The 21553-nt window shown below is 62.4% G+C and carries 20 protein-coding genes; 13 read left to right on the top strand and 7 right to left on the bottom strand.

Features of this window, described 5'->3' with window-relative positions; genetic code table 11:
• Positions 1 to 83: 83 nt before the first annotated feature.
• From dgcA to NUH87_RS19540, 3 genes are all read right to left on the bottom strand, one after another.
• Positions 84 to 2144, bottom strand: coding sequence for a dimethylglycine demethylation protein DgcA (gene dgcA / locus NUH87_RS19550; protein WP_338522335.1), 2061 nt, complete (start codon positions 2142 to 2144; stop codon positions 84 to 86).
• A gap of 15 nt (positions 2145 to 2159) precedes the next feature.
• Positions 2160 to 2690 carry a DUF5943 domain-containing protein gene (locus NUH87_RS19545; RefSeq protein WP_040071353.1) on the bottom strand — a complete coding sequence of 177 codons (531 nt, stop codon included), beginning with the start codon at positions 2688 to 2690 and terminating at the stop codon, positions 2160 to 2162.
• A gap of 96 nt (positions 2691 to 2786) precedes the next feature.
• On the bottom strand, positions 2787 to 3764 hold the full coding sequence (locus NUH87_RS19540) for a dipeptidase (RefSeq protein WP_338522334.1): 978 nt from the start codon (positions 3762 to 3764) through the stop codon (positions 2787 to 2789).
• A 269-nt stretch (positions 3765 to 4033) separates the two neighbouring features.
• Here NUH87_RS19540 and NUH87_RS19535 point away from each other — a divergent pair, with 269 nt between their 5' ends.
• The 4 genes from NUH87_RS19535 (at position 4034) to NUH87_RS19520 (ending at position 6440) form a co-directional block, all read left to right on the top strand.
• Positions 4034 to 4435, top strand: coding sequence for a lysozyme inhibitor LprI family protein (locus tag NUH87_RS19535; RefSeq protein WP_040071355.1), 402 nt, complete (start codon positions 4034 to 4036; stop codon positions 4433 to 4435).
• A gap of 86 nt (positions 4436 to 4521) precedes the next feature.
• Complete coding sequence (locus NUH87_RS19530; protein ID WP_338522333.1) at positions 4522 to 5298, top strand: DUF4239 domain-containing protein; 777 nt, start codon at positions 4522 to 4524, stop codon at positions 5296 to 5298.
• A 67-nt stretch (positions 5299 to 5365) separates the two neighbouring features.
• Positions 5366 to 5851 (top strand): hypothetical protein, encoded by a 486-nt coding sequence (locus NUH87_RS19525; protein WP_338522332.1) that lies wholly within the window; start codon positions 5366 to 5368, stop codon positions 5849 to 5851.
• 172 nt (positions 5852 to 6023) lie between these two features.
• Entirely contained in the window at positions 6024 to 6440 is a 417-nt protein-coding gene (locus NUH87_RS19520; protein WP_338522331.1) for a DUF3010 family protein, read from the top strand.
• A gap of 8 nt (positions 6441 to 6448) precedes the next feature.
• On the opposite strand, the gene NUH87_RS19515 is transcribed toward NUH87_RS19520, so the two are convergent.
• Positions 6449 to 7393 (bottom strand): GlxA family transcriptional regulator, encoded by a 945-nt coding sequence (locus NUH87_RS19515; protein ID WP_218224319.1) that lies wholly within the window; start codon positions 7391 to 7393, stop codon positions 6449 to 6451.
• A gap of 194 nt (positions 7394 to 7587) precedes the next feature.
• Between NUH87_RS19515 and choX the strand changes: the two genes are divergently transcribed.
• The 6 genes from choX to NUH87_RS19485 all read left to right on the top strand — a co-directional run bounded on the left by choX (position 7588) and on the right by NUH87_RS19485 (position 13009).
• Positions 7588 to 8532 (top strand): choline ABC transporter substrate-binding protein, encoded by a 945-nt coding sequence (gene choX / locus NUH87_RS19510; protein ID WP_040071361.1) that lies wholly within the window; start codon positions 7588 to 7590, stop codon positions 8530 to 8532.
• Positions 8533 to 8603: 71 nt separating this feature from the next.
• Positions 8604 to 9491: a 3-keto-5-aminohexanoate cleavage protein gene (locus tag NUH87_RS19505; RefSeq protein WP_040071362.1), complete on the top strand. Its 888-nt coding sequence runs from the start codon at positions 8604 to 8606 to the stop codon at positions 9489 to 9491.
• Positions 9492 to 9665: 174 nt separating this feature from the next.
• The gene (locus NUH87_RS19500) at positions 9666 to 10631 is read left to right on the top strand and encodes an L-carnitine dehydrogenase (RefSeq protein WP_338522330.1); all 966 of its coding nucleotides are present in this window, start codon (positions 9666 to 9668) and stop codon (positions 10629 to 10631) included.
• Between the two features lie 171 nt (positions 10632 to 10802).
• Positions 10803 to 11279, top strand: coding sequence for a thioesterase family protein (locus tag NUH87_RS19495; RefSeq protein WP_338522329.1), 477 nt, complete (start codon positions 10803 to 10805; stop codon positions 11277 to 11279).
• 24 nt (positions 11280 to 11303) lie between these two features.
• A complete protein-coding gene (locus tag NUH87_RS19490) occupies positions 11304 to 12467 on the top strand; it encodes a gamma-butyrobetaine dioxygenase (protein ID WP_338522328.1) in 1164 nt (387 codons plus the stop codon).
• A 278-nt stretch (positions 12468 to 12745) separates the two neighbouring features.
• Positions 12746 to 13009: a hypothetical protein gene (locus NUH87_RS19485; RefSeq protein ID WP_040071365.1), complete on the top strand. Its 264-nt coding sequence runs from the start codon at positions 12746 to 12748 to the stop codon at positions 13007 to 13009.
• Between the two features lie 207 nt (positions 13010 to 13216).
• On the opposite strand, the gene NUH87_RS19480 is transcribed toward NUH87_RS19485, so the two are convergent.
• Together NUH87_RS19480 and NUH87_RS19475 are read right to left on the bottom strand one after the other, a co-directional pair.
• Positions 13217 to 14320, bottom strand: coding sequence for a GlxA family transcriptional regulator (locus tag NUH87_RS19480; protein ID WP_040071366.1), 1104 nt, complete (start codon positions 14318 to 14320; stop codon positions 13217 to 13219).
• Positions 14321 to 14752: 432 nt separating this feature from the next.
• Positions 14753 to 16129 carry an L-serine ammonia-lyase gene (locus tag NUH87_RS19475; protein ID WP_338522327.1) on the bottom strand — a complete coding sequence of 459 codons (1377 nt, stop codon included), beginning with the start codon at positions 16127 to 16129 and terminating at the stop codon, positions 14753 to 14755.
• A 440-nt stretch (positions 16130 to 16569) separates the two neighbouring features.
• Here NUH87_RS19475 and NUH87_RS19470 point away from each other — a divergent pair, with 440 nt between their 5' ends.
• From NUH87_RS19470 to choV, 3 genes are all read left to right on the top strand, one after another.
• The gene (locus tag NUH87_RS19470) at positions 16570 to 17517 is read left to right on the top strand and encodes a choline ABC transporter substrate-binding protein (RefSeq protein WP_338522326.1); all 948 of its coding nucleotides are present in this window, start codon (positions 16570 to 16572) and stop codon (positions 17515 to 17517) included.
• 69 nt (positions 17518 to 17586) lie between these two features.
• Positions 17587 to 18432, top strand: coding sequence for a choline ABC transporter permease subunit (choW, locus tag NUH87_RS19465; protein WP_338522325.1), 846 nt, complete (start codon positions 17587 to 17589; stop codon positions 18430 to 18432).
• On the top strand, positions 18429 to 19607 hold the full coding sequence (choV, locus tag NUH87_RS19460) for a choline ABC transporter ATP-binding protein (protein ID WP_338522324.1): 1179 nt from the start codon (positions 18429 to 18431) through the stop codon (positions 19605 to 19607). The genes choW and choV overlap by 4 nt, the downstream gene beginning before the upstream one ends.
• Positions 19608 to 19747: 140 nt before the next feature.
• Here the strand turns inward: choV and NUH87_RS19455 are convergent, their stop codons facing one another.
• Positions 19748 to 21337 carry a BCCT family transporter gene (locus NUH87_RS19455; RefSeq protein ID WP_338526872.1) on the bottom strand — a complete coding sequence of 530 codons (1590 nt, stop codon included), beginning with the start codon at positions 21335 to 21337 and terminating at the stop codon, positions 19748 to 19750.
• Between the last annotated feature and the right edge of the window lie 216 nt (positions 21338 to 21553).

The following is a 21553-nucleotide window of genomic DNA, read 5'->3' as shown; positions in this document are numbered from 1 at the left end:
GCTGGCGATTCAGGCAACGCGGTGCATCAGTCAACCCGCGTTATCGTTCATCGCCAGCAAGCCGGCTCCCACAGGAGGGTGGCTTAGAAATCCTTGCACAGACGCAACGCGTCATAGATCGCCGCGTGCGTGTTGCGCTGGGCCACGCAGTCGCCGATGCGGAACAGCAGGTAGCCGTCACCGGGTTGGCTCAGGCACGGCTGCGGCTTGATCGCGAACAGGGCTTCGACATCGATCTGGCCCTTGTTGCGCGAACCTTCCTTGAGCCCGTAGTAGATTTCCTCGTCCGGGCGCACGCCGTTCTCCACCACCACCTGGTCCACCACCCGCTCTTCCTTGGCGCCGGTGTATTCGTTCTCCAGCACCGCCACCAGCTTGTCGCCCTCGCGATAGACCTTTTCCAGCATCATGTCGCCGGTCATGATCACTTCTTTCGGGTACATGCTGCGGTAGTAGGTCGGGAACGACGTACCGCCAATCGCCACGCCCGGCTTGATGTCGTCGGTGACGATCTCCACCTGGCTGCCCTTGTCGGCGAGGTAGTCGGCCACCGACATACCGGTGAACTCGCAGATGGTGTCGTAGACCAGCACGTTCTTGCCCGGTGCGACCTTGCCGTCCAGCACGTCCCAGCTGCTGACCACCAGCCCTTCGGCGGCGCCCCAGTGTTCGTTCTGTTCCAGGTTCGGATGCCCGCCGACGGCCAGCACCACGATGTCCGGGCGCAGGTCGAGAATGGTCGCGGCATCGGCGGCGGTGCCCAGGCGCAGGTCGACCTTCAGGCGCGCCAGCTCCAGCTGGAACCAGCGGGTGATACCGGCGATCTGGTCACGCTGCGGCGCCTTCGAGGCCGTGGTGATCTGCCCGCCGATGGCGTCTTTCTTCTCGAACAGGGTCACATCGTGCCCACGCTCGGCGGCCACGCGAGCCGCCTCCATCCCGGCAGGACCGGCACCGACGATCACCACCTTGCGCTTGGGCCCGGTGGATTTCTCGATGATGTGCGGCACGCCCATGTATTCACGGGAAGTCGCGGCGTTCTGGATGCACAGCACATCCAGGCCCTGGTACTGGCGGTCGATGCAGTAGTTGGCACCGACGCATTGCTTGATCTGGTCGACCTGGCCCATCTTGATCTTGGCGATCAGATGCGGGTCGGCGATATGCGCACGGGTCATGCCGACCATGTCGACATAGCCGCCTTCGAGGATACGGGTGGCCTGGTTCGGGTCCTTGATGTTCTGCGCGTGCAGCACCGGAACCTTGACCACTTCCTTGATCCCGGCCGCCAGGTGCAGGAACGGCTCCGGCGGGAAGCTCATGTTCGGGATCACGTTGGCCAGGGTGTTGTGGGTGTCGCAGCCCGAACCGACCACGCCGATGAAGTCGAGCATGCCGGTGTCGTCGTAATACTTGGCGATCTGCTTCATGTCCTCGTGGGACAGGCCGTCCGGGTGGAATTCGTCACCGCAGATGCGCATGCCGACGCAGAAATCGTCGCCGACTTCCTTGCGCACGGCCTTGAGCACTTCCAGGCCGAACTTCATCCGGCCTTCGAAGGTGCCGCCCCATTCGTCGGTCCGCTTGTTGACCCGCGGGCTCCAGAACTGGTCGATCATGTGCTGGTGCACGGCGGACAGCTCGACGCCGTCCAGGCCGCCGGCCTTGGCCCGGCGCGCGGCCTGGGCGTAGTTGCCGATCACCCGCCAGATCTCTTCCGGCTCGATGGTCTTGCAGGTGGCACGGTGCACCGGCTCACGCACGCCCGAAGGCGACATCAGGGTCGGCCAGTTGAAACCGTCCCAACGCGAGCGACGACCCATGTGGGTAATCTGGATCATGATCTTGGCGCCATGCTTGTGCATGGCGTCGGCCAGGTTCTGGAAGTGCGGAATGATGCGGTCGGTGGACAGGTTCACCGAGCTCCACCACTCCTGCGGGCTGTCGATGGCCACCACGGACGAGCCACCGCAGATCGCCAGGCCGATGCCGCCCTTGGCTTTCTCTTCGTAATACTTCACATAGCGCTCGGTGGTCATCCCGCCGTCGGTGGCATACACCTCGGCGTGGGCGGTACTGAGCACGCGGTTGCGGATGGTCAGCTTGCCGATCTGGATCGGCTGGAACATTGCTTCGAAAGCCATGGTGCGATCCTCGACTTACAACGGCTTGACGGTAAACAGGCCATCGTCGTGACCTTCTTCGGAACCACCGTAGACCTGCTCGGCCACGGTGCGGATCGCGCTGCCGCGCGCAGCCAGGATCTGGTCCATGGCGCCGGCGAACCAGCCGGTGAACATGTAGTCGACCTTGCGCCCGACCTTGCCGTAGACGTAGACGAACGCCGAGTGTTCAAGCTTGACGCTGGCGGTGCCCTTGTCGAGGTCGATGTCCTGGATCTTGAACAAGCCCCAGCCGCGTTGCGACAGGCGCTTCATGTAGTGCTCGAACACCGCGACGCCTTCCAGGCCATGGCATTCGGCTTCTTTTTCACACCAGTGCCAGGCGGACTTGTAGCCGGCCTTGTAGAGGATCTCGGCATAGGCCTCGGCCCCCAGGACTTCTTCGATGCCCATGTGGTTGTTGACGAAGAAGTGCCGCGGCACGTAGAGCATCGGCAGGGCGTCGGAAGTCCAGACACCGGTTTCGCTGTCGACTTCGATAGGCAGTTGCGGGGCGATTTTAGCCATGGGTAACACTCCAGAATTCGTTGATCGCGGCTGGCCGCTTACACCCTGCGCGGCAGGCGCGCAGGGTGTGTTGTCAGTTGGGAAAAGACCGCGGCGTTATTCGCCCCAGACTTCCTTGAGGACGTTGACCCAGTTTTCGCCCATGATCTTGCGCACCACGCGCTCGCTGTGACCGCGCTTGAGCAGGGTCTCGGTGAGGTTGGGGAACTCGCCCACGGTACGGATGCCCAGCGGGTTGATGATCTTGCCGAAACTGGTCAGGCGACGGGCGTAGCCCTTGTCGTGGGTCAGGTATTCGAAGAAGTCCTGGCCATGGCCCTGGGTGAAGTCGGTGCCGATGCCGATGGCGTCTTCGCCGACGATGTTCATGGTGTATTCGATGGCTTCGGCGTAGTCGTCGATGGTCGAATCGATGCCCTTGGCGAGGAACGGCGCGAACATGGTCACACCGACGAAACCGCCGTGGTCGGCAATGAACTTCAACTCTTCATCGGACTTGTTGCGCGGGTGCTCCTTGAGCCCCGACGGCAGGCAATGGGAGTAGCAGACCGGCTTTTTCGATTCGAGGATGACTTCCTCGGAAGTCTTGGAACCGACGTGGGACAGGTCGCACATCACCCCGACCCGGTTCATTTCGGCGACGATCTCGCGACCGAAGCCCGACAGGCCGCCGTCACGCTCGTAGCAACCGGTGCCCACCAGGTTCTGGGTGTTGTAGCACATCTGCACAATGCCGACGCCCAGCTGCTTGAAGATCTCGACATAGCCGATCTGGTCTTCGAAGGCGTGGGCATTCTGGAAGCCGAACAGGATACCGGTCTTGCCCAGTTCCTTGGCCTTGCGAATGTCGGCGGTGGTGCGCACCGGCATGACCAGGTCGCTGTTCTCGCGGATCAGCTTCTGGCTCGAGGCGATGCTGTTGATGGTGGCCTGGAAGCCTTCCCACACCGACACGGTGCAGTTGGCGGCGGTCAGCCCGCCTTTGCGCATGTCCTCGAACAGTTCGCGGTTCCACTTGGCAATGATCAGCCCGTCGATAACGATGCTGTCGGCGTGCAGTTCGGCTGGGCTCATCAGGCTGTCCCCTATTGGCGATTCACGCGCCGAATCGTCTGCCGGCGCTTTGGGATCAGCATATGCCCAGGGGGCCACGGAGCCGGGTGCAAAAACGACAGGGGAATTGCCGAAAGCGTCAATCCGCGACAAAGGGACGCCGCTGCGCAGATTTCCGGGTCGTAGCTTTAAGTACTTGTCCATGTACGACTATTCTTTGACGCGGGCTTGAGACAGAATTGCCCTCCATCGCTTTGCCACCTCTATTTATCAAGGATCGGGACGCCGCAATGAAATCGATTTTCCTGGCTTTGGCGCTTGTCAGCCTGGGTGCCCACGCGGCTGAAGACACGGGCACCTCGCCCTGCGACGCGGTCGAAAACGACCAGCAGACCCTGGAGTGCGCCACCTACAGCAAGAACACCGCCGAGCAGTTGCTCAAGGAAAACTTCGACGCGCTGCTGGACCGGGTCAAGACGCAATATGCCAATGACAAGGCGCAACTGGCCGACATCACCGGCAAGCTGCAGACCGCCCAGCAGCTCTGGACCAAGTCGCGGGATGCCGATTGCGCCATCGCGCCGTTGCCGGCCAAGCCCGGGAGCAAGGCGTTCACCATCGACCAATACGACTGTATCGCGAGCAAGAGCGACGAACGGTCGGAATTTCTCGAGTCGATTGCCCAGGAATAATCCGGGGCGGCTGTCTACACTGGGGCAAATCCCGTCCTGAGTTGGCTGTACAGGCGAGTTGTTGACGATCTTCACAGGATTTTCGCATGCACTCACTTTCAGCCATTCCGTGGTACGCCCTGGCGATTTTCGTCGCCATTGTGCTGTTCATCGAAATCGGTCGCCGGGTCGGTGCCCGGCACTTGGCCCTCGACCCCGAGGGCGCGCGGACCGGAACCGGCGCCATCGAGGGCGCGGTCTTCGGCCTGCTGGCGCTGTTGATCGCCTTCACCTTTTCCGGCGCGGCCACCCGGCTGGACACCCGTCGCAACCTGATCGTCGAAGAAACCAACGCCATGGGCACCGCCTGGTTGCGCCTGGACCTGCTGCCGCCGGCCAACCAACCGGCCTTGCGCCAGGCGTTTCGCGATTATGTGGATGCACGCATTGCCTATTATCGTGATCTGAGCGAACTCGACCCCACCAACCAGGACAGCCAGCGGGCCAACGCCTTGCAGGCGGACATCTGGAAACAGACGATCGCCGCGCTGCCGCAGATGCCGACACCGGCGCTGGGCTCGAATGTGCTGCAGGCCCTCAACCAGATGATCGACATCACCACCACCCGCGCCGTGGCGCAGCAAACCCACCCGCCGCTGGTCATCTACCTGATGCTGATCGCCCTGACCCAGGTCAGTGCCCTGTTCATCGGCTATGGGATGGCCGGCACGGCCACGCGCAACTGGCTGCACAGCCTGGGTTACGCGCTGGTGATGGTCTGCGTGCTGTATGTGATCCTGGATTTCGAGTTTCCCCGGATCGGCCTTATCCGCGTCGACTACTTCGACCAGATCATGCTGGACCTGCGCAAAAGCCTGGACTGAGCGCCTGCGCAGGCGCCAGACAGCGACTAGACTGGGGCGTGAACTCACTCATTCAAAAGGAACTTGAATGTACGCTCCCCGAGAAACCGAACAGGACTACCTCTTTACCCGAGGCGTCCTGCTGCTTTTCCTGATTATCCTGGCCTTTGGCATGGCGGCGTTGTCCAAGAGCGGCGGGCTGCTGTATGCCGCGATCAAGGCGGCGCCACGGGAAGTGACCGGCACCATCACGCAGGTGATAGACACCCGCAAACAGGCCTCCCCGGCGGATATCTACTACGCCTTCGACTACGAAGCGGGCAACCGTGGCCAGGGGGCCTTCTCGCTGAATGCCATGGTGGTGAACCCGACGTACCAGATCGGCGATCCGGTGCAGATCGTCTATTCCGACTGGTTTCCGAACTTTCACAGCCTGAAATCCGAATTCAGCTTCAAACGCGCGGATTTCTACATTTTCAGCGCCAGTTTGAGCCTGATCGTGCTGTGCGTCTGCCTGCTGTGCTGGAATTACAGGCAGATGGCCAGGTTTCGTGAGGAGGGGGTCTATTACTGAGCGCCTACGGCCAATCGCCACTACCCCACTGTAGGAGCGAGCTTGCTCGCGATGGTGGTCAACGATAACGCGGTAAGCCTGATGCCCCGTGGTGTCTGGCCATCCATCGCGAGCAAGCTCGCTCCTACAGGGGGTAACATGGCGCACTCCCCCCAACTCTCCAAGGACTCCAATGACCCTCTGCGGCATCGAAATCAAAGGCAGCGAAGCCATCTTCGCCATCGCCACCTTGCAGGGCAGCGCCCTCGCCCACGTGGCCGTCAGCACCAAAAAAATCGCCCTGGACGAGGATGACGAAGCCATCAATGTCAAAACCTTCGCCGCCCAGGTCAAGGCGTTCGTCCAGGACGCCGGCATCGAACGGATTGCCATCAAGAAGCGCAGCAAGAAAGGCGAATTCGCCGGCGGGCCGACCACCTTCAAGATCGAAGGGGTTTTCCAACTGCTGGAGAACTGCGAGGTGACACTGCTGTCACCCCAGACCATCAACGCGCAGAACAAGAAGTTCGACTTCGCCCTGCCGGCCACGCTGAACAAATATCAGCATGAAGCCTACAAGACGGCCTGTGCGGCATTGATGAAAAAATAAGCCGGCGCCTACGCCTTGATCCCGCGCCGATCCTCCCGCGGGCACTGGGCAAACCGCGCCCGGTAGCTGCGGGTGAAATACGACGGAGATTCGAACCCACTGGCGATGCTCACCTCCAGCACGCTCATGTCCGTCTGGCGCAGCAGCTGCCGCGCCTTCTCCAGCCGCAAACCCAGGTAGAAATTGCTCGGGGTGTCCTTGAGGTACAGGCGAAACAGGCGCTCCAGCTGCCGCCGCGTGACCTTGATCGATTCCGCCAGCTCCAGCGTGCTCAACGGCGGCTCCATGTGCTGCTCCATCTCACCGACCACATGCACCAGCTTCTTGTTACTGATGCCATAGCGCGTGGCGATCTGCATGCGCTGGTGGTCCTTGCGCGGGCGGATGCGTCCCAGCACGAACTGCTCGGAGACCTGGATCGCCAGTTCCGGGCCGTGGGCCTGGCCGATCAGGTCGAGCATCATGTCGATGGACGCGGTGCCGCCGGCACAGGTGATCCTCCGACGATCGATCTCGAACAGCTCCTGGGTCACTTCCAGCTGTGGATAAGATTCCTTGAAGGCTTCCAGCGCTTCCCAGTGCAGGGTCACGCGGTGTCCTTCCAGCAGACCGGCCTCGGCCAGCACTACGCTGCCGGTGTCGATACCACCCAGGGTTACGCCTTCATGATCCAGGCGCCGCAACCAATGAGCCAAGGTCGGGGTGGCGAACTTCAGCGGCTCGAATCCGGCCACCACCAATAGCGTCGCGCCCTTCTTCAACGGCTCCAACGCCGCATCGGCGTTGACCGACATGCCGTTGCTCGCCAGCACCGCCCCGCCGTCCGCGCTCAATACATGCCAGCGATACAGCTCGCCACGAAAGCGGTTGGCCACCCGCAGCGGCTCGATCGCCGAGATAAAGCCCATCGCCGAAAAACCCGGCATCAACAAGAAATAGAAATCCTGGGACATGGAACGCGCTCGCAAGACGGGTAGCGTTCCCGACGTGATACGCCAGTTGCGAGACGGCCACAAGAGCACAGGTCGCTGCTGTGCAAGAGTCGGTCGCCGCTGTGCGTTTTCAGCAAGGCCAGGCTGCGTAACTTGACGTCACCGGGGCACAAAGACGCCGGAACCGACAATAACGACCTGCCGAGGAAATCATCATGAAACGACTGATCAGCCGCTGTGCGCTCGCACTCACCGGTACCGCGCTCCTGAGCACAGGAGTCATGGCCGCGGAGCAAGCCTCCTGCCAGAACGTTCGCCTCGGTGTGGTCAACTGGACCGACGTCATCGCCACCAGCGCCATGACCCAGGTGCTGCTCGACGGCCTGGGCTACCAGGTCAAGCAGACCAGCGCATCCCAGCAGATCATCTTCGCCGGTATCCGCGACCAGCGCCTGGACATGTTCCTCGGCTACTGGAACCCGCTGATGACCCAGACCATCACCCCGTTCGTCGACGCCAAGCAGGTCAAGGTCCTGGCCGAACCGAGCCTCAAGGACGCCCGCGCGACCCTGGCCGTGCCCACCTACCTGGCCGACAAGGGCCTGAAGACCTTCGCCGACATCGCCAAGTTCGAGAAAGAACTGGGCGGCAAGATCTACGGCATCGAGCCCGGCTCCGGCGCCAACACCCAGATCAAGGAAATGATCGCCAAGAACCAGTTCGGCCTGGGCAAGTTCCAGTTGGTGGAGTCCAGTGAGGCCGGCATGCTCTCGGCGGTGGATCGTGCCGTGCGCCGTAAGGAAGCCGTGGTGTTCTTCGGCTGGGCGCCGCACCCGATGAACGTCAACGTGCAGATGACCTATCTCACCGGTAGCGAAAACGCGTTGGGTCCGAACGAAGGCATGGCCACCGTCTGGACCGTCACCGCGCCGACCTATGCCGAACAATGCCCGAACGTGAACAAGTTGCTGAGCAACCTGACCTTCAGCGCCGCCGACGAGAGCCGCATGATGCAACCGCTGCTCGACCACAAGGACGCCCTCGAGTCGGCCAAACAGTGGCTCAAGGATCACCCGCAAGACAAGGCCCGCTGGCTGGAAGGTGTCACCACCTTCGATGGCAAGCCAGCCGCTGAAAACCTGCAATTGACCAGTAAATAACCACCGAAAATCGCACCCGCAGCCCCCGACGGCTGCGGTGTGAACCACCACGCCTGCAAGGAAACCGCACCATGAACCACGACGTCATCATCACCTGCGCACTCACCGGTGCTGGCGACACGACCGGCAAAAGCCCCCACGTTCCGGTCACGCCCAAACAGATCGCGGCGGCTGCCGTGGAAGCGGCCAAGGCCGGCGCCACCGTGGTGCATTGCCACGTGCGCAACCCCGAGACCGGCAAGTTCAGCCGCGACGTGGCGCTCTATCGCGAAGTGATGGAGCGGATCCGCGAGGCAGACGTGGACATCATCGTCAACCTCACCGCCGGCATGGGCGGCGACCTGGAAATCGGCGCCGGCGAGAACCCCATGGAGTTCGGCCCGAACACCGACCTGGTGGGCCCATTGACCCGCCTGGCCCATGTCGAGGCGCTGCTGCCGGAAATCTGCACGCTGGACTGCGGCACCCTGAATTTCGGCGACGGCGACACCATCTACGTTTCCACTCCGGCGCAACTGCGGGCCGGTGCCAAGCGCATTCAAGAGCTGGGCGTGAAGGCCGAGCTGGAAATCTTCGACACCGGCCACCTGTGGTTCGCCAAGCAGATGATGAAGGAAGGCCTGCTGGACGATCCGTTGTTCCAGCTGTGCCTGGGCATCCCATGGGGCGCGCCGGCGGACACCACCACCATGAAGGCCATGGTCGACAACCTGCCGGCGGGCGCGGTGTGGGCCGGGTTCGGGATTGGTCGCATGCAGATGCCGATGGCGGCGCAAGCGGTGCTGCTAGGCGGCAACGTGCGGGTCGGCCTGGAAGACAACCTGTGGCTGGACAAGGGCGTGCTGGCGACCAACGGCCAGTTGGTCGAACGCGCCACGGAAATCCTCAGCCGCCTGGGCGCCCGTGTCCTGACCCCGGCCGAAGGGCGGGTGAAGATGGGCCTGACCAAGCGCGGCTGACCCCAAAACAACCCTCAACTGTAGGAGCAGCCGGTCGACGCTCGATTGCTCGCGATGGACGTCAACGATGACACGGGGTGCCTGATACCCCGCAGCGCCCGAGCCGCCATCGCGAGCAATCGAGCGTCGACCGGCTGCTCCTACAGAGACTGCGAACTTTTTTAGGACATCACCATGAGCTTTATCACCGAAATCAAAACCTTCGCCGCCCTGGGCAGCGGTGTCATCGGCAGCGGCTGGGTCTCCCGCGCCCTTGCCCACGGCCTCGACGTCATCGCCTGGGACCCGGCTCCGGGCGCCGAAGCGGCCCTGCGCAAGCGCGTCGCCAATGCCTGGGGTGCCCTGGAGAAACAGGGCCTGGCCCCCGGCGCCTCGCAGGACCGCCTGCGCTTTGTCGCCACCATCGAAGAATGCGTGAAAGACGCTGACTTCATCCAGGAAAGCGCTCCGGAACGCCTGGAGCTGAAACTCGAACTGCATGGCAAGATCAGCGCCGCGGCCAAGCCCAATGCCCTGATCGGCTCCAGCACCTCGGGCCTGCTGCCCAGCGAATTCTACGAAAGCGCCACCCACCCGGAGCGCTGCGTGGTCGGTCACCCGTTCAACCCGGTGTATTTGCTACCGCTGGTTGAAGTGGTCGGCGGCAAGAACACCGCCCCCGAAGCCGTGCAGGCGGCGATGAAGGTCTATGAATCCCTTGGCATGCGCCCGCTGCACGTGCGCAAGGAAGTCCCGGGCTTTATCGCCGACCGTCTGCTCGAAGCGCTGTGGCGCGAGGCCTTGCACCTGGTCAACGACGGCGTCGCCACCACTGGCGAAATCGACGATGCGATCCGCTTTGGCGCCGGCCTGCGCTGGTCGTTCATGGGCACCTTCCTGACCTACACCCTGGCCGGTGGCGATGCCGGCATGCGCCACTTCATGGCCCAGTTCGGCCCGGCGTTGCAGTTGCCGTGGACCTACCTGCCGGCCCCGGAGCTGACCGACAAGCTGATCGACGACGTGGTGGACGGCACCAGCGACCAGTTGGGCAAACACAGCATTTCGGCCCTGGAACGCTATCGCGACGACTGCCTGCTGGCGGTGCTGGAGGCGGTGAAAACCACCAAGGCCAAGCATGGCATGAGCTTCAGCGAGTAAGTTTATCGGTGCTTGGGAGGCCGCCTTCGCGGGCAAGCTCCGCTCCCACAGGGTGAGGTGTCGTACACAAGATCCGTACTCGACACAAACCCCGTGGGAGCGGAGCTTGCCCGCGAAGAGGCCCGCCCAGGCGCAACACCTCTGCGACCAGCCCACTTCCGGGAGCCCTGCATGCCCACCCTCACCACCTACACCACCGAAGTCATCCCCGACTGGGTCGACTACAACGGCCACCTGCGTGACGCCTTCTACCTGCTGATCTTCAGCTACGCCACCGACGCCTTGATGCAGCGCCTGGGCATGGACAGCGACAACCGCGAAGCCACCGGCAGCTCCCTGTTCACCCTCGAACTGCACCTCAACTACCTGCACGAAGTGAAGCTCGGCGCCCAGGTCGAGGTGCACACCCAGATCCTCGGTCACGACGCCAAGCGCCTGCACCTCTACCACAGCCTGCACCTGGTGGGCGGCGACAAGGAACTGTCCGGCAACGAACAGATGCTGCTCCACGTCGACCTCGCCGGCCCGCGTTCGGCGCCCTTCACCGACGCCGTGCTGGAAAAGCTGCACGCTATCATCGAAGACCAGCGCGACCTGCCGCCCCCGGAATACATCGGTCGTGTAATTGGATTGCCCGCGAAAAAATAAGAATCCACCGAAAAGGAGCTCACCGTGAACACCGCCGCCGCTTTTGCCGATTTCCGCAGTTACCCGCTGATCAGCACCCTGACCGCTGCGCATCCATTGGCGGATCGCATCGAGGTGTATTGGGCGGACGGGCGCATCAGTCCGTACCATCACGTGTGGCTACGGGACAACTGCCCATGCCCGCAGTGCGTGTACACGGTGACCCGGGAACAGGTGCTGGAAATCGTCGACGTGCCCGAGGACCTGGCCCCGGCCGCCATCCGCATCGACGACGGTGGCTGCCTGTGCATCGACTGGCAGGACGGCCACGCCAGCCGTTTCGACCCGGGCTGGTTGCGGGCCCATGCCTATGACGACGAGACCCGCGCCGAGCGCCAGGCCGGTAAGCCGAAAAGCCGGTTGTGGGATAGTCGCCTGAGCTTGCCAGTATTCGAGTTCGCCGCCCTCAAGGAAGACCCGAAAGCCTTGCTGCAATGGTTAGTGGCGCTGCGCGATACCGGCCTGACCCAGGTGCGCGACGTACCCACCGAGCCCGGTTCGCTGTCCGAAGTAGCGCGGCTGATCTCGTTTATCCGTCAGACCAATTTCGGCGTACTGTTCAACGTGCAATCCAAGGCCGACGCCGACAGCAACGCCTACACCGCCTTCAACCTGCCATTGCACAGCGACCTGCCGACCCGCGAGCTGCAACCGGGCCTGCAATTCCTGCATTGCCTGGTGAATGACGCCGAGGGTGGCGAGAGCATTTTCGTCGATGGCTTTGCCATTGCCGACGCGCTGCGCCGGGAAGATCCGGCGGCGTTTCGCGCCCTGAGCGAGATCCCCGTGGAGTTTCGCAACAAGGACCGGCACAGCGACTACCGCTGCCTGGCGCCGGTCATTGCGCTGGACAGTACCGGGCAGGTCAGCGAGATCCGCATGGCCAACTTCCTGCGTGGCCCGTTCGAGGCGTCGGTGGAGCAGATGCCGGTGCTGTACGGCGCCTATCGGCGCTTTATCGCCATGACCCGCGAAGCGCGCTTCCGGGTGATGCAGCGGCTCAACCCGGGCGAACTTTGGTGCTTCGACAACCGCCGCACCCTGCACGCGCGCAATGCCTTCGACCCGGCCACCGGGGCGCGGCATTTCCAGGGCTGCTATATCGACCGGGATGAATTGTTGTCGCGGATATTGGTGTTGCAGCGCTGAAGTTAACGCTGCCTGATCCGGCCTCTTCGCGGGCAAAAAAAACCCCGATCAAGCCGTGACAGGATCGGGGTGAGGAGTGTCCGCAGAGACCCGAACCGAGGGTGACCAAACCGTCGATAAGTCTGCTGGTACCCAGTGTGCCCGCTTGCCCTACCTGCGAGTTAGCCGAAAACGACCTGTTCATAGGTATCAGAGTCACTCGGCCGATCGGCTCTTGCCGACGCCACGCAGGGCTACCAGAATCGAAACACGATCATATCGGAACAAGGACCAGCGCCATGATGTACGCGGATTTGATTGACCAGGAAGACCTGTTGGGCCAGCTCAAATCCCTCGGCCTGCAAGTGCCGAGCGGTGCCACCGCCGAGCAGGCCTGCGAGTGTGCGGTACGCGGCCTCGACGACGCCCGGGCCTATGAGCTGCGCAAGATGGTCAAGGAGATGTACACCAGCAGCGCGACGATTCTGCCGGCGGTGCGCCAGGCCATCGACAAGCAGTTGTTGCCGGCGTTGGCGCTGTATCAGCAGAGCCGCCCGGCCTGATTCAGGAACCGTTGGCAGGAGATTGAAAACGCCGCGAAACCTGTAGGAGCGGCCGGTCGACGCTCGATTGCTGGCGATGGCGTCCGGATGGACGCCTCAAGGCTCAAGGGCCTCATCGCCAGCAAGCTGGCTCCTACAGGTACGGCGTTTCACCGAAAAATACCGCCAAGCCCAGCCTCTGTAGGGCCGGGCTGCAAGGCGGCTCGGTCAGAGCCTCACACTGGCAAACGTCGACTCATTACGCGCCTGGCTCAACGCCGACATCGGCCCGGACAACGGCGCCAGCACCAGCGCCTGCGGAATCGGCATCATCGCCACTTGCTGGGTGGTGTTGGAACCGACGCGCTCGTCACGTGGCGGAATACCGAAGTACTCGCGGTAGCACTTGGAGAAGTGCGGCGTGGAGACAAAACCACACACCGACGCCACTTCGATAATCGACATCGGCGTCTGCTTGAGCAACTGCCGCGCCCGAATCAGCCGCAGCTTCAGGTAGTAACGCGACGGCGAGCAGTGCAGGTATTTCTGGAACAACCGCTCCAGCTGCCGACGGGACACGGAAACATACACCGCCAGTTCGTCCAGATCGATCGGCTCTTCCAGGTTGGCTTCCATCAGCGCAACGATTTCCTGCAGCTTCGGCTGGTTGGTACCCAGCATGTGCTTGAGCGGCACGCGCTGGTGATCCTGTTCGTTGCGGATACGCTCGTAGACGAACATCTCCGAGATCGCCGCCGACAACTCGCGCCCATGATCACGGCTGATCAGGTGCAGCATCATGTCCAGCGGCGCGGTACCGCCGGAGCTGGTGAAACGGTTACGGTCGAGGGTGAACAGGCGGGTGCTCATGGCCACTCGCGGGAAAGCTTCCTGCATCGCGGCCAGACACTCCCAGTGCACGCTGCAGTCGAAGCCGTCGAGCAAGCCGGCGCAGGCCAGGGCCCAGCTGCCGGTGCACACGGCGCCGAGGCGACGGGACTGACGGGCCTGGCTCTGCAACCAGGACACGTGCTCACGGGTCACGGTGCGTTGAATACCGATGCCGCCGCAGACAATCACAGTGTCCATGGCCGGGGCTTTGTGCATGGAGGCGTCGGGGGTGATCTGCAGGCCGTCGCTGGCCCAGACCTGTCCGCCATCGACGCTCAGGGTCGTCCAGCGATACAGCTCGCGGCCGGACAATTGGTTGGCCATCCGTAGCGGTTCTACAGCGGAAGCCAGAGAAATGAGCGTGAAATTATCCAGCAGCAGGAAGCCGATGGATTGAGGCGCACGGTTCTGGGGTTGAGCACCGGACTGGAACGACGTCATCGCGATATCTCCTCACACAAAGCAGGTGATGGCCTCAGGCGGAGGCTCTTGTTATGGCCCTCGTTCTCTAGCGGAGCGGGGCTTTGTAATGACAGAGCAATTGCCATGCCGAAAATTGAATAGGTATTCAATAACTCCTGAAAACGACGTCGCGAAGCGTCTATATAGCCCATGCCATGAATGCGGGTTATAAGTCTGAGAAATGTCTGAAAGCGACCTGCCCAGGCGGCTTGAGCAGTTCGGTAGCACTTGTGTGCCCGGCGCCGGGAAGCGCCGGAATAGAGTGTCACCGCAAGCACGGGTGACCGGCGGTCACAGGCTCAAAGAGGAGTGTTGCGAAGGGCTATCAGTTACCTGTTTGCGACGCGCCAAAAGGTGGCGCATCCCAGGGTGAATGTTCGATTTGTGCACAGCCTTGGCGTGGGCCCGGCCTCAGCACTCCACCGCACTGACCGCCAACCCACCGCGCGATGTCTCTTTATATTTGTCATGCATGTCGGCCCCGGTATCGCGCATGGTGCGGATCACCCGGTCCAGCGAAATGAAATGCTGGCCGTCGCCGCGCAAGGCCATCTGCGCCGCGTTGATCGCCTTGACCGCGGCAATCGCGTTGCGCTCGATGCACGGCACCTGCACCAGCCCGCCCACCGGATCGCAGGTCAGCCCCAGGTTGTGTTCCAGGCCGATTTCCGCCGCGTTGCACAACTGCTCCGGCGTCGCCCCGAGCACCTGCGCCAAACCCGCCGCCGCCATGGCACAAGCCGAGCCCACTTCACCCTGGCAACCGACCTCGGCCCCCGAGATCGACGCGTTCTTCTTGCACAGGATCCCCACCGCCGCCGCCGCGAGGAAATAGTCGACGACATTGGCGTCGGTGACCGCCTCGCTGAACTTCATGAAGTAGTGCAGCACCGCCGGGATAATCCCCGCCGCACCGTTGGTCGGTGCCGTGACCATGCGCCCGCCCGCCGCGTTCTCTTCGTTGACCGCCAGGGCGAACAGGTTCACCCACTCCATGGCGCTCAGGGTCGAACCGATGACGTTGGGCTTGTTCAGTTCCTGCAGGCTGCGGTGCAGCTTGGCCGCGCGCCGGCGCACATTCAGGCCACCGGGCAGGATGCCTTCGTGCTTGAGGCCATGCTCGACGCAATCCTGCATGGCCCGCCAGAGCTTCATCAGGCCGCTGCGGATCTCGTCCTCGGAACGCCAGACCTTTTCATTGGCCAGCATCAGCTCGGCCACGCTCAGGCCGTGTTGCCGACACAACTCGAGCAATTCCACGGCACTGGAGAAGTCATAGGGCAACACCGTGCTGTCCAGGTCCGCCACGCCGCTGTCGGCCTGGGCCTGGTCGACGACAAAACCGCCGCCCACGGAATAGTAGGTATCGCGATACAGCTCGCCGCCCTCGCCTTCGGCCACCAGGGTCATGGCATTGGGATGGAACGCCAGGTTCTCGTCGATCAGGCGCATGTCCCGCGCCCAGACAAAAGGAATCGGCAGGCGGTTGTCCAGCAACAGCGTGTCGGTTTCACGCAGGGTGGCGATGCGCAGGCCGATTTGCGACGGATCGATCGCGTCCGGCCATTCGCCCATCAGGCCCATGATCACCGCGTTGTCGCTGCCGTGACCGATGCCGGTGGCCGACAGAGAACCATAGAGTTGCACTTCGACCCGCGTCACCCGCTCAAGCTCGCCACGCTCACGCAGCCCCTGGACGAACAGCGCCGCAGCGCGCATGGGCCCCACGGTGTGGGAACTGGAGGGGCCGATACCGATCTTGAACAGGTCAAACACGCTGATTGCCATTGTTGCGAAGTCCTCTGAGTGCCTGTTCCAGACGCCTGAGCGTCCGGTGGCGGAGCTGCTACGCTCAAGGTCGCAATCCGCCGGGATAAAGCATCATCAGCCTTTTGAAAGCCCACACGACGTCTGACACCGACGCACTCATGCCCAGCAACGCCAGCGTCCGCGCACAGGCAAATTTCGGCGTTTTTTTGCGTCGCAGAAGGGAAAAAAGCCCGGAAAAAAGCTGTAAACGACCTCACCGACACTGGATGCGACCCTCCCTGTACTGGATACGACGCACCCTGTAGGCGACAGATTTAGGCTGGTACATGATCAGTCTCGACTCGATTGCAAGGCACCGGGGTAGAGCCGTCCTCAGCGCCTACAACCGCAACACACAATAACTAAGTGCGATCGTCCAGTCGGACCACTGCCAAAAATAAACATCCAGGAGTCCACCCATGAAAGGTTCCCCGTCGTTGTTGTTGGCCGCAATGCTCAGTCTGCCCATGCTGGCCCAGGCCGCAGAGCCGGCGCAGTGCAGTACCGTTAACTTCTCTGATGTCGGTTGGACTGACATCACCGCCACCACGGCGACCACCAGCGTGGTGCTCGACGCCCTGGGCTACAAGACCAAGACCACGATGATTTCCGTGCCGGTGACCTACAAGTCCCTGGCCGACGGCAAGAACATGGACGTGTTCCTCGGCAACTGGATGCCGACCATGGAAAACGACATCAAGGCCTACCGCGATGCCGGCACCGTGGAAACCGTGCGCACCAACCTCAAGGGCGCCAAGTACACCCTCGCCGTGCCTCAGGCACTGTACGACAAGGGCCTGCATGACTTCGCCGATATCGCCAAGTTCAAGAAGGAACTGGACGGCAAGATCTACGGCATCGAGCCAGGCAACGACGGCAACCGCCTGATTCAGAGTATGATCGATAAGAACGCCTTCGGCCTGAAGGACGCTGGTTTCAAAGTCGTCGAATCCAGCGAAGCCGGCATGCTCTCGCAGGTCGAGCGCGCGCAGAAGCGCGACACCGCCGTGGTCTTCCTCGGCTGGGCGCCGCACCCGATGAACAAGCGCTTCAAGATCGAATACCTGACCGGCGGCGACGAATACTTCGGCCCGGACTTCGGTGCAGCGACCGTCCTGACCAACACCCGCAAGGGCTACAGCCAGGAATGCAGCAACGTCGGCCAACTGCTGAAGAACCTCGAGTTCACCGTCGACATGGAAAGCTCGCTGATGGGCAACATCCTCGACGACAAGATGAAGCCTGAAGCCGCCGCCAAGGCCTGGCTGAAGAAAAACCCACAGGTGCTGACCACCTGGCTGGCGGGCGTGACCACCATTGACGGAAAACCTGGCCTGGAAGCCGTGAAGGCCAAGCTCGCGCAATAACCGCCATGTCCGGGCGGGTTCGTCCGCCCGGACAGGCATTTATTTCCCCGCATGTGGACGTTCGATACCATGCTGACTGAACATAAAATCCCCCTGGGCCAGTACATCGCGGCGTTTGTCGAATGGTTGACGAAGCACGGTGCCAGTTACTTCGACCTCATCGCCTCGACGCTGGAAGCGATGATCCACGGCGTGACCTTTGCGCTGGCCTGGTTCAATCCGCTGGCATTGATCGCACTGATCGCGGTGATCGCCCACCTGATCCAACGCAAATGGGGCCTGACCGCCTTCGTGATCGCCTCCTTCCTGCTGATCCTCAACCTGGGGTACTGGCAGGAGACCATGGAAACCCTGGCCCAGGTGATGTTCGCCACCTTCGTCTGCGTGATCATCGGCGTGCCGCTGGGCATCGTCGCCGCGCACAAGCCCATGTTCTACACCATCATGCGTCCGGTCCTCGACCTGATGCAGACCGTACCGACCTTCGTGTACCTCATTCCAACCCTGACCCTGTTCGGTCTGGGTGTCGTCCCGGGTCTGATCTCCACGGTGGTGTTCGCGATTGCCGCGCCCATCCGCCTGACCTACCTGGGCATCCAGGATGTCCCGCAAGAACTGATGGACGCCGGCAAGGCCTTCGGCTGCTCGCGCCGTCAACTGCTCTCGCGCATTGAACTGCCCCACGCCATGCCGAGCATCGCCGCCGGTGTCACCCAGTGCATCATGCTGTCGTTGTCGATGGTGGTGATCGCCGCACTGGTGGGTGCCGATGGCTTGGGCAAACCCGTGGTCAACGCACTGAACACCGCTGATATCGCCCTGGGCTTCGAAGCCGGCCTGGCGATCGTATTGCTGGCAATCATGCTCGACCGTATCTGCAAACAACCCGACGCACAGGTAAGGGGTGACGCATGAGCATCATTCGCTTCGACAAGGTAGACGTCATCTTCTCCAAGAACCCGCGAGAGGCCCTCGCGCTGCTGGACAAAGGCCTCAAGCGTGAAGAGATCCTGAAAAAGACCGGCCAGATCGTCGGTGTGGAAAACGCCAGCCTGGAAATCGAGAAAGGCGAGATCTGCGTCCTGATGGGGTTGTCCGGTTCCGGCAAGTCCAGCCTGCTGCGCTGCATCAACGGCTTGAATACGGTCAGCCGCGGCCACCTGTACGTCGAGCATGAAGGCCGGCAGGTCGACATCGCCAACTGCACCGAAGCCGAGCTCAAGATGATGCGCACCAAGCGCATCGCCATGGTGTTCCAGAAGTTCGCCCTGATGCCCTGGCTGACGGTGCGCGAGAACATCAGCTTCGGCCTGGAGATGCAGGGCCGTCCGGAGAAGGAACGCCGCCAGCTGGTGGACGAGAAGCTGCAACTGGTGGGCCTTGAGCAATGGCGTAACAAGAAGCCCGACGAGCTGTCCGGCGGTATGCAACAACGGGTGGGCCTGGCCCGCGCCCTGGCGATGGACGCCGACATCCTGTTGATGGACGAACCCTTTTCGGCCCTCGACCCGCTGATTCGCCAAGGCTTGCAGGATGAACTGCTCGACCTGCAGCGCAAGCTGCACAAGACCATCGTGTTCGTCAGTCATGACCTGGATGAAGCCCTGAAGCTGGGCAGCCGCATCGCCATCATGAAGGACGGTCGGATCATCCAGTACAGCAAGCCGGAAGACATCGTGCTCAACCCGGCGGACGAATACGTACGGACCTTCGTCGCCCACACCAATCCGCTCAACGTGCTCTGCGGGCGCAGCCTGATGCGCACCCTGGACAACTGCAAGCGGATCAACGGTTCGGTGTGCATCGACCCGGGCGGCGACTCCTGGATCGACCTGGCCGAAGGCAACACCATCAAGGGAGCCCGCCAGAACGGTTCCAGCCTGAACCTGCAAAGCTGGGTGCAGGGCCAGTCGGTGGAAGGCCTGGGGCGTACGCCAACGCTGGTGGACTCGAACATCGGCATGCGCGATGCGCTGCAGATCCGCTACCAGACCGGCAACAAGCTGGTGCTGCACGACAACAACAAGGTGGTGGGGATCCTTGGCGACAGCGAGCTGTACCACGCGCTGCTGGGCAAGAACCTGGGTTGAGACACAGACAAGAACGCCGCGAGAGTATCGCGGCGTTTTTGTTTGTGGCACAGCAGATGCAGCGCGTCGCTCAACCCTCAGCTATAGACCCGGCCCAGGAGTTGTCGATGTCTTTCGAACGGGTAGTCACGTGCCTGTACTCAGTGCTCAACCACCGCGCGGGTCCGTTGCCGATCCACCGTGCCCAGGCGCTCGCCGGTACCGCGACGACCAAGGGCCGCCAGCTCCGCCTGTTCCTCTTCGGCCCGCACGTCCTGGCCCATGGCCTTGTACAAACCGAACATGAAGAACACCAGCACCACCGAGAACGGCAGGCCCGCCAGCACCACCATGGTCTGCATGGCTTCGAAGTTGCCGGCGAACAACAAGCCGATGGTCACCAGGGTGATCACCGCCGACCAGAAGATCCGCAACCAGTGCGGCGCGTCCTCGTCCACCTCGCCGCCCTTGCACGACAAGTTGGCCATCATCACCGCGCCGGAGTCGGCCGGGGTCAGGAACAGCACGAAGCCGACAAAGATCGACACGCCGATAACGACTTTCGACGCCGGGTAATGCTCCAGCAGTTGATAGATCGACATGGACGGCTGTTCCAGCGCCGTCTTGCCCAGCGCCACCGCCTCATGGTTCATCACCAGGTCCAGGGCCGAGTTGCCGAAGATCGACAGCCACGCCAGGGTGAAGCCCAACGGGATCAGCAATACGCCGGCCACCAGCTCGCGCACGGTACGCCCACGGGAAATACGCGCGATGAACATGCCCACGAATGGCGCCCAGGAAATCCACCAGGCCCAGTAGAACAGGGTCCACAAGCCCAGCCAGCGGTCGGACTTCTCGGCGTCGTTTTCGTAGACGTAGAGGTCGAAGGTCTTGAGCACCACGCCGTTGAGGTAGTCGCCGATGTTCTGCACGAAGCCGTTGAGCAGGTGCAGGGTCGGACCGAACAGCAGCACGAAGATCAGCAGGCCACTGAACAGCAGGATGTTCAGGTTGGACAGGCGGCGAATGCCGTTCTCCACGCCCGACACGGCGGCGATGGTCGCCACGGTGCTCATCACGATGATCACGATCAGCAGGTTGGTGTTGCTGTGGGTCATGCCGAACAGGCTTTCCAGGCCCGAGGACACCTGCATCGAACCGATGCCCAGGTTGGTCACCAGGCCCAGCAGGGTCACGAACATGCCGAAACCGTCCACCGCGTGACCGGCCGCGCCCTTGACCCAACGCTCCCCCACCAGCGGGTACAGCGCCGAGCGCAACGCCAGCGGCTGGTTGTGCCGATAGGCGAAGTAGGCCACGGCCAGGCCGACCAGCGCATAGATCGCCCAACCGTGCAGGCCCCAGTGCAGGAAGGTCAGCTGCAATGCCTGGCGCGCGGCCGCATGGCTGCCGGCCACGCCTTCAGGCGGGTTGAAATAGTGGTCCAGCGGCTCGGAAGCGCCGAAGTACAGCAGCGAAATGCCGATCCCCGAGGAAAACAGCATCCCGGCCCAGGCGCCGTAGCTGAAGTCCGGGGTGTCCTGCCTGGAGCCCAGCTTCAACTTGCCGTAGGAGGAGAACGCCAGCCCGATGACAAACACCAGGTAGGCGGCGATCACCACCATGTAGTACCAGCCAAAGCTGCGCGACAGCCAGGCCTGGGCCACGCCGAGCAGTTTGCCGGCCTCTTGCGGGGCGATGATCAGGATGGCGGTGAGCAACAGAATCAACGCGGTCGAGGTGTAGAACACCCAACCGTTGACCCGCACCTTTTCGGCGGGGGTCTTTATAAGCGAGGCAGAACTCATTGCACGGAGGCTCCAGGCAGTGCGGGAGAAAGACACAAGGCAACACGGCACCCGGCCGATCGGTTAGTGGGCAGTCGACCGCCGGGTGATATAAAGACACCCCGAAAAAACCCCGGCCCTGCGGGGGATTGCGCCAAAACCGGCGCGCAAGGACCGTCT

This window comes from Pseudomonas batumici (assembly GCF_036585405.1).
Classification (GTDB): Bacteria; Pseudomonadota; Gammaproteobacteria; order Pseudomonadales; family Pseudomonadaceae; genus Aquipseudomonas; species Aquipseudomonas batumici.
The sequence above is the reverse complement of the archived record's forward strand: the minus strand, read 5'-3'. Positions and strand labels throughout refer to the sequence as shown.